Source organism: Halomonas sp. 3H (assembly GCF_024206005.1).
In the GTDB taxonomy this organism is placed as follows: domain Bacteria; phylum Pseudomonadota; class Gammaproteobacteria; order Pseudomonadales; family Halomonadaceae; genus Halomonas; species Halomonas campaniensis.
In genome coordinates this window covers 3,030,600-3,045,832 of sequence record NZ_CP100360.1, presented here as the reverse complement: position 1 = coordinate 3,045,832, position 15,233 = coordinate 3,030,600, and the positions used below count along the sequence as shown (strand labels likewise).

Annotated in this window: 11 protein-coding genes; 8 read left to right on the top strand and 3 right to left on the bottom strand. The window is 68.6% G+C overall.

Annotated features, from left to right (window positions below; genetic code table 11):
- Positions 1-162 precede the first annotated feature (162 nt).
- From NFC98_RS14055 to NFC98_RS14030, 6 genes are all read left to right on the top strand, one after another.
- A complete protein-coding gene (locus NFC98_RS14055; RefSeq protein ID WP_254275546.1) occupies positions 163-1,635 on the top strand; it encodes a biotin carboxylase in 1,473 nt (490 codons plus the stop codon).
- Positions 1,636-1,682: 47 nt separating this feature from the next.
- The gene (locus NFC98_RS14050) at positions 1,683-2,684 is read left to right on the top strand and encodes a C45 family autoproteolytic acyltransferase/hydolase (RefSeq protein WP_254275545.1); all 1,002 of its coding nucleotides are present in this window, start codon (positions 1,683-1,685) and stop codon (positions 2,682-2,684) included.
- Between the two features lie 58 nt (positions 2,685-2,742).
- The gene (locus NFC98_RS14045) at positions 2,743-5,526 is read left to right on the top strand and encodes an aminotransferase class I/II-fold pyridoxal phosphate-dependent enzyme (RefSeq protein ID WP_254275544.1); all 2,784 of its coding nucleotides are present in this window, start codon (positions 2,743-2,745) and stop codon (positions 5,524-5,526) included.
- Between the two features lie 234 nt (positions 5,527-5,760).
- Positions 5,761-7,260 (top strand): NAD-dependent succinate-semialdehyde dehydrogenase, encoded by a 1,500-nt coding sequence (locus tag NFC98_RS14040; RefSeq protein ID WP_254275543.1) that lies wholly within the window; start codon positions 5,761-5,763, stop codon positions 7,258-7,260.
- 70 nt (positions 7,261-7,330) lie between these two features.
- Positions 7,331-8,749, top strand: a complete 1,419-nt coding sequence (locus NFC98_RS14035; protein ID WP_254275542.1) for an aminotransferase — start codon at positions 7,331-7,333, stop codon at positions 8,747-8,749.
- A 188-nt stretch (positions 8,750-8,937) separates the two neighbouring features.
- Positions 8,938-9,621, top strand: a complete 684-nt coding sequence (locus tag NFC98_RS14030; protein WP_254275541.1) for a haloacid dehalogenase type II — start codon at positions 8,938-8,940, stop codon at positions 9,619-9,621.
- A gap of 81 nt (positions 9,622-9,702) precedes the next feature.
- On the opposite strand, the gene NFC98_RS14025 is transcribed toward NFC98_RS14030, so the two are convergent.
- The 3 genes from NFC98_RS14025 to NFC98_RS14015 form a co-directional block, all read right to left on the bottom strand.
- The gene (locus tag NFC98_RS14025) at positions 9,703-10,659 is read right to left on the bottom strand and encodes a sulfurtransferase (RefSeq protein WP_254275540.1); all 957 of its coding nucleotides are present in this window, start codon (positions 10,657-10,659) and stop codon (positions 9,703-9,705) included.
- Positions 10,660-10,806: 147 nt separating this feature from the next.
- Entirely contained in the window at positions 10,807-11,376 is a 570-nt protein-coding gene (locus NFC98_RS14020; RefSeq protein ID WP_254275539.1) for a carboxymuconolactone decarboxylase family protein, read from the bottom strand.
- A 103-nt stretch (positions 11,377-11,479) separates the two neighbouring features.
- Positions 11,480-12,070, bottom strand: a complete 591-nt coding sequence (locus tag NFC98_RS14015) for a TetR/AcrR family transcriptional regulator (RefSeq protein WP_254275538.1) — start codon at positions 12,068-12,070, stop codon at positions 11,480-11,482.
- Between the two features lie 155 nt (positions 12,071-12,225).
- On the opposite strand from NFC98_RS14015, the gene NFC98_RS14010 reads away from it, so the two are divergent.
- Positions 12,226-14,592: a hypothetical protein gene (locus NFC98_RS14010; RefSeq protein ID WP_254275537.1), complete on the top strand. Its 2,367-nt coding sequence runs from the start codon at positions 12,226-12,228 to the stop codon at positions 14,590-14,592.
- A 177-nt stretch (positions 14,593-14,769) separates the two neighbouring features.
- On the top strand, positions 14,770-15,087 hold the full coding sequence (locus tag NFC98_RS14005) for a hypothetical protein (RefSeq protein WP_254275536.1): 318 nt from the start codon (positions 14,770-14,772) through the stop codon (positions 15,085-15,087).
- The last annotated feature ends 146 nt before the right edge of the window (positions 15,088-15,233 follow it).

Genomic DNA, 15,233 nt, shown 5'->3' with positions numbered 1-15,233 from the left:
TCCGTGAAGGAGATCGCCGTGCTGGAGTCGCTGCTGCGTGCCCTGCGTCGCCTCTTCGGCGGGGCCCCCGAAGGGGACTCCGCTTCATCACCGCCCCCCGCCCGGCCCGCCGCCGGGGGGGAGGCCCCCGAGACCCCTCCCGCCACACCTGGAGCGACAACGATGAGCAAAATAACAACCATTGCCGACGTCCGCCGCCACTTCCTCAACAACAAGGAGCCGATCTACTTCATCTCGGCCACCAACTTCAATCTGCTGGGCATCGGCGACTGGGTGGGCAACTTCCGCCACATCAACTACATCGACTGCTTCGACGGCCAGCAGCGCAATGTCTTCGTGCCCAAGGAGAAGTTCCCGCGGGACTTCGAGAGCATCGAGGACATCAACAACTACCTCCTCGAGCACAAGGAGGTGATCGACTTCATCCAGTCCCGGGCAGACGGCGACAACGCCGGCGTGGCGGCCTTCCTGATGTTCGACGAGCACACCGAGGAGGTCTGCCAGCAGCTCGGGCTGCGGGTGGCGTTCCCGCCGGCGGCCCTCCGGCAGCGCATGGACAACAAGATCGAGACGGTGCGCATCGGCAACAAGGCCGGCGTGCCCAGCGTGCCCAACGTGCTGGCCCGGGTGGGCAGCTACCAGGAGCTGCTGGAGGTCAGCGAGGAGCTCGGCTCAGACCTGGTGGTGCAGACCGCCTTCGGCGACTCCGGCCACACCACCTTCTTCATCGCCAGCGAGGACGACTACTACAAGCACGCCGAGGAGATCGAGGCCGAGGCCGAGGTCAAGATCATGAAGCGGATCAACTGCCGCGGCTCGGCCATCGAGGCCTGCGCCACCCGCTGCGGCACCGTGGTGGGGCCGCTGATGACCGAGCTGGTCGGCTTCAAGTCGCTGACCCCCTACAAGGGCGGCTGGTGCGGCAACGAGATGTTCGCCGGCGCCTTCACCCAGGAGATCCGTGACAAGGCCCGGGAGTACACCTTCAAGTTCGGTGAGGCACTGCGCGAGGAGGGCTACCGCGGCTACTTCGAGCTCGACTTCCTGATCGACATGGACAACGGCGAGGTCTACCTGGGCGAGCTCAACCCCCGGGTCACCGGCGCCAGCTCGCTGACCAACGTGGCCGCCTTTGCCCACTCCGACATCCCGCTGTTCCTCTTCCACCTGCTGGAGTTCTCCGACGTCGACTTCGACCTGGACATCGAGGAGATCAACGAGCGCTGGTCGCATCCCGAGAGCGTCGACAGCTGGAGCCAGCTGGTGATCAAGCACACCGACGAGAGCGTCGACCTGCTCACCGCCGCGCCGCGCACCGGGGTCTGGAAGATGGCCGGCGACGGCAGCGTCGGTTACGACCACTACAGCTACCATCCCCACGCCGCCGAGAACGACCAGGAGGGCTTCTTTCTGCGCATCAGCGGCGCCGGGGACTTCCGCTACGAGGGGGCGGACCTGGGCATCCTGATCACCCGCGGCCGGCTGATGGACGACGACTTCCAGCTCAACGAGCGGGCAAAGGCCTGGATCGACGGCATCCGCGGCCAGTACGGCGGCCAGTCGCTGCAGGACCCGGTGGTGGAGGAAGTGGCCGTCAATCATGCCGTCGGTGGCGGCAACTTCAAGATCCTTTGAGCGGGGAGGGCGGCGGCATCCCCTGGCGGGTGCCGCCGCCGGCCGAAATGGACGACAAGACGCTGGTTTTCCGTACCGTGCTCGAGGCGGCACCGGGTGCCAAGTGGCGGTCGCTGTTCGACTACCACTGGCCGGCCTACGAGTCCTGGTACCTCGCCGAGGGGGAGCGCGAGCGCCCCGGGTATCTCGCCTGCTACAACGCCCTGCGTCGGCACATGCCGGAGCTGCTCGATACCTATCGGGCGCTCTGCGAGCTGGTGGGTGGCGGCGACCTGGCCTCGCGCTTCCTCAGCCTCTACCAGCCGCCGCCCTACATCACCGGCTGCTCCCAGGCGGTACTGGCGCGACCCGGTGCCACCCTGCTGGCGCGAAACTACGACTACCCCCCGGAGCTGTGCGAGGGCACCATCCTCTACACCCACTGGAACGCGCGCCGGGTGATCGCCATGTCGGACTGCCTGTGGGGCGTGCTCGACGGCATGAACGACCGCGGGCTCGCCGTGTCGCTGGCCTTCGGGGGGCGCCAGGTGGTGGGCGAGGGCTTCGGCGCGCCGGTCATCCTGCGCTACCTGCTGGAGTTCTGCGACACGGTGCCCGAGGCGGCGGAGGTGCTCTCCCGGGTCCCGACCCACATGGCCTACAACATCACCGTGGCCGACGCTTCCGGGCGCTACGTGACGGCGATGATCGCCCCCGATCGCCGGGCCAGCATCCGCCGCGTGCCGGTAGCCACCAACCACCAGAAGCGGATCGAGTGGTATGCCCATGCCCTGGCCTCGGAGACGCTGATCCGCGAGCGCCAGCTCTCCATCCTGGTGGACGACGAGGCCACCACCGAGGAGCGGCTGGTCGCTGCCTTCTCGGCGCCGCCGCTGTTCCGCCACGACTACCGGCGAGGGCTCGGCACCGTCTATACCGCCTTCTATCGCCCCCGCGAGGGCCGGGCCTGCTTCCACTGGCCCGGCATGAATCTTGACCTGAGTTTCGATGAATTTCCCGAGGAGCGGATCACCGTTCGCTATGGCCGGCGCGGGCTGCAGACCGGATGACCGGTTGCGCCGGGCGGCCGATGCCCCTCGTCAACAACAAGCAAGGATGGGTGTCGCCATGCAAGAGACCAGCCAGACCGAAACGCCCTATACCGCGCTGGGCTTCTATCACAAGATCTCCCAGCTGCGTGCCGATACCTGGAATGCGCTGAAGCGCGACCTGGGCCAGCTGGTGCGACTGACCGACGATAGCCGGGCGAGGAACCTGGTGAAGGCGATCGACGTCAAGCTGACGCGGCTCGAGATCATCGAGGATTACCACGCCTTCCCCTCCAAGGAGGACTTCCGCCACCTCTGGTCGCTGTTCGACCGCGAGGAGTACGTGCTGCTGGAGAAGGTGGTCAAGCGCCTGGTGCGGGCACTGATCAGCGAGTCCTACCGGCGCCGCCACGTCGATCTCTCGGAGACCGACGCCGATGCCGAGGACATGGAGACCCTGGATGCCCTGGCCCAGCTGCGCCGCGGCCACCCGGCCTCCAATAGCTCCGCCCAGCCCTACTTCGAGCTGCTGATCGTCGACAACCTCTCGGCCCAGGAGGAGGAGGTGGTCCGCGAGGCGTTCCGCAACATGCGCCGCCCCGAGGATCGCTTCGTCTACGACGTGGTCACGGTGAGGAGCTTCGAGGACGCGCTGATCGCGGTGCTGGTCAACCCCAACATCCAGGCCTGCCTGATCCGCTACGAGTTTCCCTACAAGTCCAAGTACAACCTCAGCGCCCTGCGCAACTACCTCGAGGGGCTCTCCGAGCAGGCGTTGGAGAACCAGTCCGAGGCCGAGCGCAGCATCCTGCTGAGCTCGATGATCCACGAGCTGCGCCCGGAGATCGACCAGTTCCTGGTCACCAGCGGCGACGTGGAGGCCACGGCCAGCCGCGACATCCGCCACTTCAACCGCATCTTCTACCGCGAGACGGACTACATCGAGCAGCACCACACCATCCTGCGCGCCATCGACAACCGCTACCGCACGCCCTTCTTCGATGCCCTGCGCGAGTACAGCAAGAAGCCCACCGGGGTCTTCCACGCCATGCCCATCTCGCGTGGCAAGTCGGTGACCCGCTCCCACTGGGCGGGCCACATGATCGACTTCTACGGCATCAACATCTTCCTCGCCGAGACCTCGGCCACCTCCGGGGGGCTGGATTCGCTGCTGCAGCCCTACGGCCCGATCAAGAAGGCCCAGGAGTACGCCGCCCGCGCCTTCGGCTCCCGACAGAGCTTCTTCGTCACCAACGGCACCTCCACCGCCAACAAGATCGTGGTGCAGGCGCTGGTCAAGCCCCGCGACATCGTGCTGATCGACCGCGACTGCCACAAGTCCCACCACTACGGCATGGTGCTGGCCGGAGCCCACGTCAGCTACCTGGACTCCTATCCGCTGCATGACTACTCCATGTACGGCGCGGTACCCCTCAGGGAGATCAAGAAGACGCTGCTCGAGTACAAGCGCGCCGGCAACCTGGACAAGGTCAAGATGCTGCTGCTGACCAACTGCACCTTCGACGGGGTGGTCTACAACGTGCGCCGGGTGATGGAGGAGTGCCTGGCGATCAAGCCCGACCTGGTGTTCCTGTGGGATGAGGCGTGGTTCGCCTTCGCCGGCTTCAACCCCACCTACCGGCCGCGCACCGCCATGCATGCCGCCCGCACCCTGCGCGACCGCTACCGCAGCGAGGCCTACCGCGAGGAGTATGCGGCCTGGAAGGCCGAGTTCGACCAGCTCGACCCCGACGACGACGCCACCTGGCTGGAGCGTCGGCTGCTGCCCGACCCCGACGCGGTGCGCATCCGCACCTACGCCACCCACTCCACCCACAAGACCCTGACCTCGCTGCGCCAGGGCTCGATGATCCATGTCTGGGACCAGGACTACCGCCAGAAGGTCGAGGCGCCGTTCCACGAGGCCTACATGACCCACACCTCCACCTCGCCCAACTACCAGATCATCGCCTCGCTGGACGTGGGCCGCATGCAGGCCGAGATGGAGGGCTTCGAGCTGGTGCACGCCCAGGTGGAGGCGGCGCTCTCCCTGCGCGAGCAGCTCTATACCCACCCGCTGCTGCAGAAGTACTTCCGGGTGCTGATCAACAAGGACATGGTGCCGCTGGAGTACCGGCAGTCCGGGGTCGATACCTTCTATGACCCGGTCACCGGCTGGAACAAGATGGAGGAGGCCTGGGCCAACGACGAGTTCGTGGTCGACCCGAGCCGCATCACCATCGCCATCGGCGCCACCGGCATCGACGGCGACACCTTCAAGAACGAATACCTGATGAACAAGTACGGCATCCAGATCAACAAGACCTCGCGCAATACCGTGCTGTTCATGACCAACATCGGCACTACCCGGGGCTCCATCGCCTACCTGCTCGACGTGCTGATCAAGCTGGCCAAGGAGTTCGAGGCCCGCTGGGAGGAGAGCAGCCGGCCCGAGCGCAAGATCATCGAGCACCGGGTGCGCTCGCTGACCGAGGAACTGCCGCCGCTGCCCGACTTCAGCCGCTTCCACGATGCCTTCCGCCCGGACCCCGGCGGGCACACCCCGGAGGGGGACATCCGCCGCGCCTACTTCCTCAGCTACGACGAGGAGAACACCGAGTACCTGCGCTTCGACAACGGCGAGCTGCAGGCGGCAATGCGCGCCGGCCGCGACGTGGTCTCGGCGAGCTTCGTGATCCCCTATCCGCCGGGCTTCCCGGTGCTGGTGCCGGGGCAGGTGGTCAGCGAGGAGATCCTCCACTTCCTGCAGGCCCTGGACGTCACCGAGATCCACGGCTATCGGCCGGAGCTGGGCCTGCTGGTATTCACCGAGGCTGCGCTGGTCGACCCGGCGGCGGGCTGAGGGCCCGCAGAAAAACTTCGCGTCAGGCCGGCGAGGACGAAAAAAAGCCCATTCGCCTCGCCGGCCAACGAAAAGTCCCCCCGCCCCCCTTCCCCTATCATGACCCCATCGAGCCGCACCGGACGCAACCGGGCGGCTCGCCCGTTTTTTCTTTTTTCTTTCGGCGCCCAGCCGCGCCGGAACATCACCGGCCACACAACGTCAATCCGGCCGGTGCGTCAGGGGAGGTGCCGCATGAACATGAAACTGTCCAGGACGCTGTCCACCATGCTCGACGATCCGCGTCTGTTCCGTCAGCACGCCTATGTCGACGGCAAGTGGACCCACGGCGAGGGCGGCCGCGAGGAGGCCGTCCAGGACCCCGCCACCGGCGAGGTGATCGGTCACATCCCCTGGCTGGAGGCGCACCAGATCCGCGCCGCGGTGGACGCCGCCGAGGCCGCCTTCGTGCACTGGCGCGCGCTGCGTGCCGACGAGCGCTGCGAGCGCCTGCTGGCCTGGTACGACCTGCTGCAGGCCAACCGCGAGGACCTGGCCACCATCATGACCCTGGAGCAGGGCAAGCCGCTGCCGGACGCCCGTGGCGAGGTCGAGTACGGGGCCAGCTTCGTGCGCTGGTTCGCCGAGGAGGGCAAGCGCACCTTCGGCGAGACGATCCCCAGCCACATCCCCAACGCGGCCCTGGGTACCATCAAGGAGCCGGTGGGCATCGCCGCGCTGATCACGCCGTGGAACTTCCCGCTGGCGATGATCACCCGCAAGGCCGCCGCCGCCATGGCCGCCGGCTGCCCGGTGATCGTCAAGCCCGCCGGCGAGACCCCCTTCTCGGCGCTGGCGCTGGCCGAGCTGGCCGAGCGTGCCGGCATCCCGGCCGGGGTATTCAACGTGGTGCTGGGCGAGCCCGTCGAGGTGTCGAAGATCCTGTGCGCCGAGGACCGCGTCAAGGCGCTCTCCTTCACCGGCTCCACCCGGGTGGGTCGCCTGCTGCTCGAGCAGAGCGCCAACACCGTCAAGCGGGTGTCGCTGGAGCTGGGCGGCAATGCGCCCTTCATCGTCGGGCCGGACATGGACCCGAAGGAGGCGGCCTTCGCCGCGGTGGCGGCCAAGTTCCAGACCGCCGGCCAGGACTGCCTGGCCGCCGACCGCATCCTGGTCCACGAGTCGATCCACGACGAATTCGTCGAGCACTTCGCCGAGCGCATGGCGGCGCTGACCGTGGGCAACGGCCTGGAGAGCGAGGTCGACCTGGGTCCGCTGATCCACCGCCAGGCGGTGGAGAAGGCCGCGGCCATCGTCGATGACGCCCTGGCCAAGGGGGCCACCCTGGTGGCCGGCGACCAGACCCTGGCGCCGGGCGAGAACTTCTTCATGCCCACCCTGCTGACCGGGGTGACCCACGACATGAAGATCTGGCACGAGGAGAGCTTCGCCCCGGTGGCCGGCATCACCGCCTACGCCGACGACGACCAGGTCATCGAGATGGCCAACGACACCGAGTATGGCCTGGCGGCCTACATCTACACCCACGATATCCGCCGCATCTGGAAGATCATGCGCGCCCTGGAGTTCGGCATGGTGTCGGTGAACTCGGTGAAGATGACCGGCCCGCCCGTGCCCTTCGGCGGCGTCAAGCACTCCGGCCTCGGCCGCGAGGGTGGCATCACCGGCATCGACGAGTATCTCGAGACGAAGTACTACTGCCTGGGCGCCCTGGGCTCCGTATCCGGGAGCTGATTGACCGACCCCATTGATGAACCTTCTCCCCGGCGGGACGCCGGGGAGCCTTGAAAACAGAGAGAACGACATGAGCCAGCAGCACCAGGACCTGATCGACCGCGACCGCAAGGTGACCTTCCATGCCTCCACCCACCTGCGCGACTTCGCCAATGGCGATGCGCCGGGCCGCGTGATCACCGGTGGCAAGGGCATCCATATCCGTGACAAGGACGGCCGCGAGTTCATCGACGGCTTCGCCGGCCTCTACTGCGTCAACATCGGCTACGGTCGCACCGAGGTGGCCGAGGCCATCTACCAGCAGGCCCTGGAGCTCTCGTACTACCACACCTATGTGGGCCACTCCAACGAGCCGCAGATCGCCCTCTCCGAGAGGATCCTCGAGCTCGCCGGCCCCGGCATGTCCAAGGTCTACTATGGCCTGGGCGGCAGTGACGCCAACGAGACCCAGCTCAAGATCGTCCGCTACTACAACAACGTGCGCGGCCTGCCCCGGAAGAAGAAGGTGATCTCGCGCATGCGCGGCTACCACGGCTCGGGCCTGGCCACCGGCTCGCTGACCGGCCTCAAGGCGTTCCACGACCAGTTCGACCTGCCCTTCGAGGGCATCCTGCACACCGAGGCGCCGTACTACTACCATCGCGCCGCCGAGCAGGAGGGCATGACCGAGCGGGAGTTCTCCCAGCACTGCGCGGCGAAGCTCGAGGAGATGATCCTGGCCGAGGGGCCGGAGACCGTGGCTGCCTTCATCGGCGAGCCGGTACTCGGCACCGGCGGCATCGTGCCGCCGCCGGAGGGCTACTGGGAGGCGATCCAGGCGGTGCTGGCGAAGTACGACGTGCTGCTGATCGCCGACGAGGTGGTGTGCGGCTTCGGGCGCATCGGCGCCGACTTCGGCAGCCACCTCTACGGTATCAAGCCCGACCTGATCACCGTCGCCAAGGGTCTCACCAGCGCCTACCAGCCGCTCTCCGGCGTCATCGTCGGCGACCGCGTGTGGCAGGTGCTCGAGCAGGGCACCGGCCAGTACGGCCCCATCGGCCACGGCTGGACCTACTCCGGCCACGCCCTGGGCTGTGCGGCGGCGCTGGCCAACCTGGCGATCATCGAGCGCGAGGGCCTGACCGAGAACGCCCGCGACACCGGCGCCTACCTGCAGCAGGCCATGGCAGATGCCTTCGGCGACCATCCCATCGTCGGCAACGTGCGCGGCGTGGGCATGCTGGCGGCCCTGGAGTTCTCTCCCCGGCCCGAGAAGCGCGAGCACTTCGACCCGGCCCTCAAGGTCGGTCCGCGCATCGCCGCCGCGGTGCTGGAAGAGAACCTGATCGCCCGGGCCATGCCCCAGGGCGACATCCTGGGCTTCGCGCCGCCGCTGATCGCCACCCGCGACGAGGTCGACGAGATCGTCGCCCGCGCGCGCCGGGCGGTGGACAAGGTCGCCGATGCGCTGGTGCGCGAGGGTGCCATCCAGGCCGTGCGCGCCTGACGGAACACGGCAGCCGCCAATAGCGGCAGCTGACAATCACGGTTGCTGACAACAAGAACGCCGCGGGGGAGACCCCGCGGCGCTTTCATGTTCATGGGACAGCTGTTCGGGGCAGTTTCTGCGGGGCTTGAGCCTCGGGGGCATGAGCCCCATGCTCTGTTTTCGATATCCAAGCGAGGAGCAAGACGATGGCAACGGTTCTGGCCTTCGATGTCTACGGCACCCTGATCGACACCCATGGGGTGGTCACCGAACTTGAGGCGCGACTCGGCGCCACCGGCAGGGGAGAGCTGGCCGCCGAGTTCTCGCGCCGCTGGCGTGACAAGCAGCTGGAGTACAGCTTCCGGCGCGGGCTGATGGGGGCCTATGTGCCCTTCGGCCAGTGTACCCGGGAGGCGCTGGAGTTCACCGACCGCGCCCTGCAGACCCGCCTGGCAGACGTCGACAAGGAACACCTGATGGCGGTCTATGCCCGCCTGCCGGCCTTTGCCGAGGCGTCCGGTGCCCTCGAACGCCTGGCCCGGGCCGGGGTGCGCTGCGTGGCGTTCTCCAACGGCACCCGGGAGGCGGTGGAGGGGCTCCTCGAGCAGGCCGGCCTCCGGGAGCACTTCGACGAGGTGGTCAGCGTCGACGAGGTCAAGCGCTTCAAGCCCGACCCCGCGGTCTATGCCCACCTGCGCCAGCGGCTCGAGGTGGCGCCGGGCGACACCTGGCTGATCTCCAGCAACCCCTTCGACGTGATCGGCGCACGCCACGCCGGCCTGCATGCCGCCTGGGTGCGCCGCAGCCCCGAGGCGCCCTTCGACCCCTGGGGCGTCGAGCCGGACATGACCGTTGCCGACCTCGACGCCCTGGCCGAGCGGCTGGGGTAGCGGGTGGGCAGACACCACAGCGCCCCGCGGCGATGAGCCGTGGGGCGCTGTGTTCGGAGTGGCGGGAGTAGCCGGCTGGCGTCAGTCGGCCAGCTCGCCCACGGTGACGATGCCGCGGTCGGCCAGCTGCAGAGCGCGTGCGTCGTCGCGAGTCCACTCGGCCATGGAGCCGTCATACATGCTGACATTCTCCAGGCCACCGATCTCGCTGAGCTGGAACCAGCCGCTGGCGGCCCAGTGGCCGGTATTGCAGAACGCCACGGTGGGCGCCTGAGGATCCAGCCCCAGGGCCTCGAGATTGGCGTTCAGCCGCTCCGGCTCCAGGTAGTAGGCACCGTCGCGCTCGACCAGAGCGCCGTCATGGGGCAGGTTGGCCGAGCCGGGGATGGTGCCGGGGGCGCGGGTGGCGGGGGACTGGGTCTCGCCGGTGAAGAAGCCCGGCGGGCGGGCGTCCACCAGCGGCTCGTCGGCCTCCCGGGCCGATTCCACCTCCTCGGTGGTGGCGAGCAGGTGCGCCTGCAGGGAGCCTGAGAAGTCCGTGGCCTCGGGCGTGTCGGGCGAGCCCGAGGCGACATCGAAGCCCTGGGCCTCCCAGCCGGCGAAGCCCCCGTTGAGGATCGTCACCTCGTCGTGGCCCAGCGCCTTGAAGGTCCAGTAGATGCGCGCGGCGCTGCCGAAGTCGGTGGGGCCGGTGCCGCCGGCGACCACCACCACGGTGTCGTCGTTGCCGATGCCCAGGCCGCCGATCACCGCCTCCAGGTCGGCGACGTCCGGCATCAGGCCGGCCACGTCGTCGCGGGTCTCGCGCCAGCCGGCATCGGTATAGCTGCTGTAGCGGCTGCCGGGGATGCGGGCGGCCTCGAAGGCGGCCCGGTCGCCGCCGTCGTCGATGGCCGAGCGCACGTCCAGCACCACCAGGCCGTCACTGCCCAGCTGCTGGTCGAGCCACTCGGCCTCGACCAGCGGCGCGGGGTGAAGGGCATGGGCCGGGCCGGCGATGGCCAGGGCGCCGGCGGCGATGAGCAGTCGGGATCTCATGGGCGATCCTCCTCGTCAGGAATGGGGCATGGCCTCCATGCTGCAACGGGGTGGCGCTCCCTCGCCAAGAATGCTTCCTGACACATCTAGCACATTAGGTTATAAGAGGATTTTCTATTATCTCCGTTTTACCTTCCGGCGACGTCTTCAGCCCTGCCAGGCGTGGCCGGCGAAGGCGTCATCCACTTCCGGGTGGTTGACGTGGTTCGCGTAGTTGGAGAGCGTCTTCACGGCCAGGGCCAGCACGACCTGCAGCACCTGTTGTTCCTCGAAGCCGGCATCCAGGAATGCCTTGACGTCGGCCTGGCTCGGCATGCCGCGGGTCTCGAACATCACCCGGGTGAACTCGGCCAGCGCCGCGAGGCGCTCGTCGGGGATCGGCTGGCCACCGCGGATCGCCTCGAGCACATCGGCCGGGACCTGGGACATCTTGTCGGCCAGCATGCTGTGGGCGGACATGCAGTAGGCGCAGCCGTTGAGCCGGCTGATGGTCAGGAAGACCACCTCCTGCTCGGGGGGCGCGAATCCCGAATCGTTGCGGAACAGCTCATAGCCGTGCAGGTAGGTGTCCAGCACGCCCGGCGCCTTGGCCATGCCCTCGTACATGTTGGGCACGAAACCCAGCTTGGCGTTGGCCTGCTCGAGCAGCGGCCTTGCCTTGGCGTCCGCCGTGTCGAGGGCCTGCGGGGCCAGCTGCATCTGATAGTCGGCTGCCATGGGGTATCTCCTTCTGTGTCGTGAGGGGGATCGTGGGTGTTGCGGCTATTTTATATATGGAACGATCGGTCCATATATGGCGAAAAAAGTGCCGCGAGCTTCGTCACCTGCGCAGCGCCTCGAGCAGCAGGGCAACGGCCTGTCGGGCCTGATCAGGGTCCGCGCCGCTCTTCAGCAGCGTCCTGAGCCCGGCCATGCCCAGGGTCAGGTAGGTGGCCAGTGCCTCGGCGTCACGCTCCGGCGCGATGTCGCCCTCGCGCTGCGCCTGAACCACCGCCCGGTGGAAGAGCCCCGTGATGGCGGCTAGGCTCTGCCGCGCATGGTGCGAGGGCAGGTCGCCGCGCTGGCCAAGCTCGGTGGCGGAGTTGAAGATCAGGCAGCCCAGGGCGGCGCGCTCGCTGCCGGCCTCATCGGCCGTTTCGCGGAACAGCGCCTCGAGGAAGTCCATGGCCGAGGGAGCGGCCGCCAGGCGTCGACCGAGTCGGCCGATCAGCGCTTCGCGATAGCGACGCAGGGCCTCCAGGAACAGCTGCTCCTTGTTGCCGAAGGCCTGGTAGAGGCTGCTGCGCGAGATATGCATGGCCTCGAGCAGGTCCCGGGTCGAGGCGGCATCGTAGCCTCGGGCCCAGAAGACCTGCATGGCGGCGCTGGCAGCCTCGTCCGGGCTGAAGGCGATGGGGCGTCCTCGTGTCATGCCCTGGAATTTAGTACCGATCGATCCATAAATCAAGGCCGCGACATATCGTCCGGAAGTTGCTATCGCTGTAAGGACCCTGTACTGACAACGACTCAACCACTGAGGCGCCCCCAACCGGACAGGGTCGCCATGGCCGAGAGGAGAGCAGCCGCATGACCGAGCCGCATTCGCCGACCCGACGCTTTTGGCTGGGTGGCCGACGGGCCGCCGAGCAGGACCGGTTCTTCCGCGAGGCCCTGGAACCGCTGGGCTGGGAGGCCGGGGACGACCAGGAGTGGGACGCCGGCTGGATCACCGGCATGCCCGACCCCGCCCAGTTCCGGCGGGTCTCGCCGGCGCGCCGGCTCAACCACTTCCCCGGCAATGCGGCGCTGACCGTCAAGAGCCGGCTCCACGCGAGCCTTTCCACGCTCCGCGAGCGCATCGTGGCGAGCCACGGGGCGGACAGCGACGCGGCCTCGCGGCTGGCGTTCTTCCCGCACGCCTGGGTGATGCCCCACGACTACCACGCCCTGCAGCAGGCCGCCCTGGCCAATCCCGAGCAGCGCTGGATCCTCAAGCCCACCAATGCCTCCAAGGGGAAGGGCGTGCGAGTGTTGCGCGATGCGGGCGAGGCGCCGCTGGCGCAGGACTGGATGGTGCAGGAGTACCTGGCCAACCCGCACACCATCCGCGGTCACAAGTATGTGCTGCGCCTCTACGTGCTGATCAGCTCGCTGGAGCCGCTGCGCGTCTACCTCTACCGTCAGGGGTTTGCCAAGCTGGCCTCGGAGCCCTGGGACCCGGAGGATGCCGACAACCCCTACAGCCAGCTGACCAACCCGGACATCAACGCCCTCAACGACCGCGCCGAGGTGCCGGTGGAGTTCATTGACCTCGACCGCTACCGGACCTGGCTGCGTGACCAGGGGCATGACGACGATCGCCTCTTCGCCCGGATCCACGACCTGGTGGCCCTGACGGTCATCTCGGCGGTGGATGCCATGCGTCGCCGCACCGCTGAGGTGGGGGCGGACCCGCGCGGCTGCTACGAGCTGCTGGGGCTCGACTGCCTGGTGGATGACGCCCTCACGCCCTGGATCCTGGAGTGCAACCTCAGCCCGTCGCTGGGCATCTGCGCCGCCCCGGAGCACGGCGGGCGGATCGAGGAGGCCGTCAAGGGTGGGCTGGTGAGAGACATGATCACGCTGCTGGACATCCCCGGCAGCGCGCCCGCGGCGACCGGGGGAGACGACGATGACGCCATGGCCCGCCTGGTGGCCGAGGCCGAGGCGGAGCAGGTGCGAGCGGGTGACTTCCTGCGCCTGCTGCCGGCCGGCGACCCCGAGCGCTACCTGCCGTTCTTCTCCTTGCCGACCCTCGCCGACCTGCAGCTGGCCGAGGGCCTGGCGGGCCAGCCCCTGCCGCGGCCGGTGCTGCAACGCCGTCGGGTGGCGGAGCTGCTGTACGATGACCAGCTGGCGCTCCATGACGCCCGCAGCGGCCACACCTATCGGCCCAACGACACCGCGGCGATGATCTGGCTGCTGGCCACGGAGGGGCTTGACCCCGATGCCATCGTCGATCAGCTGGCCCTGGCCGCCCAGGGGGAGGGCTCCCCGGACCTGGCGGCCCTGCGTCGCGACGTCTGGCATACCCTGGGCGAGTGGTGCCGCGATGGCCTGCTCTGTCAGCGTGGCCCGGCCCTGGACGACGCCCCGGCGACGGAGGCGGTGCCGGCGGCCCGTGCCCGGCCACATCTGCTGCAGCTGGACCACGACGGCCGGCGCTGGGCGCTGGAGGTTGGCACCCCCGCTGCCCTGGCAAGGCTGACGCCGCTGTTCGGCGCGCGGCTCTCCCCGCTGGACGAGGTGGCAGCGATCGGGCTTCCGCGCCTGGCCCTGCTGCCCGCGACGACCGGCTACGCCCTGGTGGCTGACCACGCGGTGACAAGGTCGCGGCTGACGCTGCCCCAGCTCGCCCCGGCGCTGCTGGCCCATCTGGTCGGCCAGGCCGCGCGACCCGGTCGCCCGGTGGTCGATGCCGGCCTGCTGGTCACCCCGGAAGGGGAGGGGGTGCTCTGCCTGCTGCCCGACGAGGTGGCCTGCCGGGAGCGGCTGCAGCGGCTGACGGCCACGGGGGCGACCCTGACCCGCGGCCTGCGGCTGCCCCTGATGGCGCCCGACGCGGCCGAGCCGCTGGGCCTGCCGCTGGCGACGCCCGCCGGTGAGTCGCCGGCGACGGCGCCCGGCAGGGTGGCAATCCGGGCCGTGCTGGTGCCCGCCGAAGCGGGGGAGGCGATGGCCCCCGCCGGGGTGCTTGACGTCATGGGGGCATTGCTGCCGCGCTGCATCACGTCGCCGGACGAGCCCCTGATGCCCGACGGGGTGACCGCCCTCGGCGACTGGGTCTCCCGGCTGGAACGCCTTGCCGTGGGCGACGTCGATCATTCGGCCACGGCCGATCCGCTGGTCGACTGGCTGGCCGAACGAGATACGGCCGCCCGCCGGCCGGCCGATCCGGCCATGGCAAGGGAGTGACTGGCTGGATAGTCGGGTTGGCAGGACAAGATGGTACCGAGCAGAGGGTGGCGTCCATGGGTGGGCGTCGCCGAAGGGAGGCCAGCCTCGATGAGGAGGCTGGCGTCACTGCAAAGCGGCGTGCTGCGGCATGCCGTCCATCGCATCGCGAGATGCATCACCGAGGAGGTCATGACCATGACATTGCAAGACGAGAAACGCCGCAGCCTGCTGGGGCGCCTGGGTCGCCAGCTGGGCTACACGACTCCGGCGCTGCTGCTGGTCGCCAGCGGTGCGGCCTTCCAGGCAGTGGCCAGCGACACGGCCACCGAGGCGACCTACACCAGCGGCCAGGAAGCCCCGCTGATGCTGGCCGAGGCCCATGCCGAGGGCGGCGCGGAAGGCGGTGCCGAAGGCGCCGGTGAAGCCCAGGGCGAGGCTGAAGCGGAAGGCGAAGCCGAGGGCGAGGCGGAAGGAGAGGCAGAAGGTGAGGCCGAGGGCGAAGCCGGGAACTGACGCCTCGCCAGTGACTGGCCGAGGGCCGGTCCGCGCGCCATGGGCGCCGGCCCGGCCTTCCCCGAAGCGCTCATGACACCCCATCGGCAACCTGGAGAACCCGGCCATGACACAGCCTGCATCAGGACGACCCCGCCCGCTGGAGG

Excerpts from the sequence above, each read along its gene's own strand:
- NFC98_RS14040 (WP_254275543.1), top strand. The coding sequence starts at position 5,761 with ATGAACATGAAACTGTCCAGGACGCTGTCCACCATGCTCGACGATCCG.
- NFC98_RS14045 (WP_254275544.1), top strand. The coding sequence starts at position 2,743 with ATGCAAGAGACCAGCCAGACCGAAACGCCCTATACCGCGCTGGGCTTC.
- NFC98_RS14050 (WP_254275545.1), top strand. The coding sequence starts at position 1,683 with ATGGACGACAAGACGCTGGTTTTCCGTACCGTGCTCGAGGCGGCACCG.
- NFC98_RS14005 (WP_254275536.1), top strand. The coding sequence starts at position 14,770 with ATGACATTGCAAGACGAGAAACGCCGCAGCCTGCTGGGGCGCCTGGGT.
- NFC98_RS14035 (WP_254275542.1), top strand. The coding sequence starts at position 7,331 with ATGAGCCAGCAGCACCAGGACCTGATCGACCGCGACCGCAAGGTGACC.
- NFC98_RS14055 (WP_254275546.1), top strand. The coding sequence starts at position 163 with ATGAGCAAAATAACAACCATTGCCGACGTCCGCCGCCACTTCCTCAAC.
- NFC98_RS14020 (WP_254275539.1), bottom strand. The coding sequence starts at position 11,376 with ATGGCAGCCGACTATCAGATGCAGCTGGCCCCGCAGGCCCTCGACACG.
- NFC98_RS14010 (WP_254275537.1), top strand. The coding sequence starts at position 12,226 with ATGACCGAGCCGCATTCGCCGACCCGACGCTTTTGGCTGGGTGGCCGA.
- NFC98_RS14030 (WP_254275541.1), top strand. The coding sequence starts at position 8,938 with ATGGCAACGGTTCTGGCCTTCGATGTCTACGGCACCCTGATCGACACC.
- NFC98_RS14015 (WP_254275538.1), bottom strand. The coding sequence starts at position 12,070 with ATGACACGAGGACGCCCCATCGCCTTCAGCCCGGACGAGGCTGCCAGC.
- NFC98_RS14025 (WP_254275540.1), bottom strand. The coding sequence starts at position 10,659 with ATGAGATCCCGACTGCTCATCGCCGCCGGCGCCCTGGCCATCGCCGGC.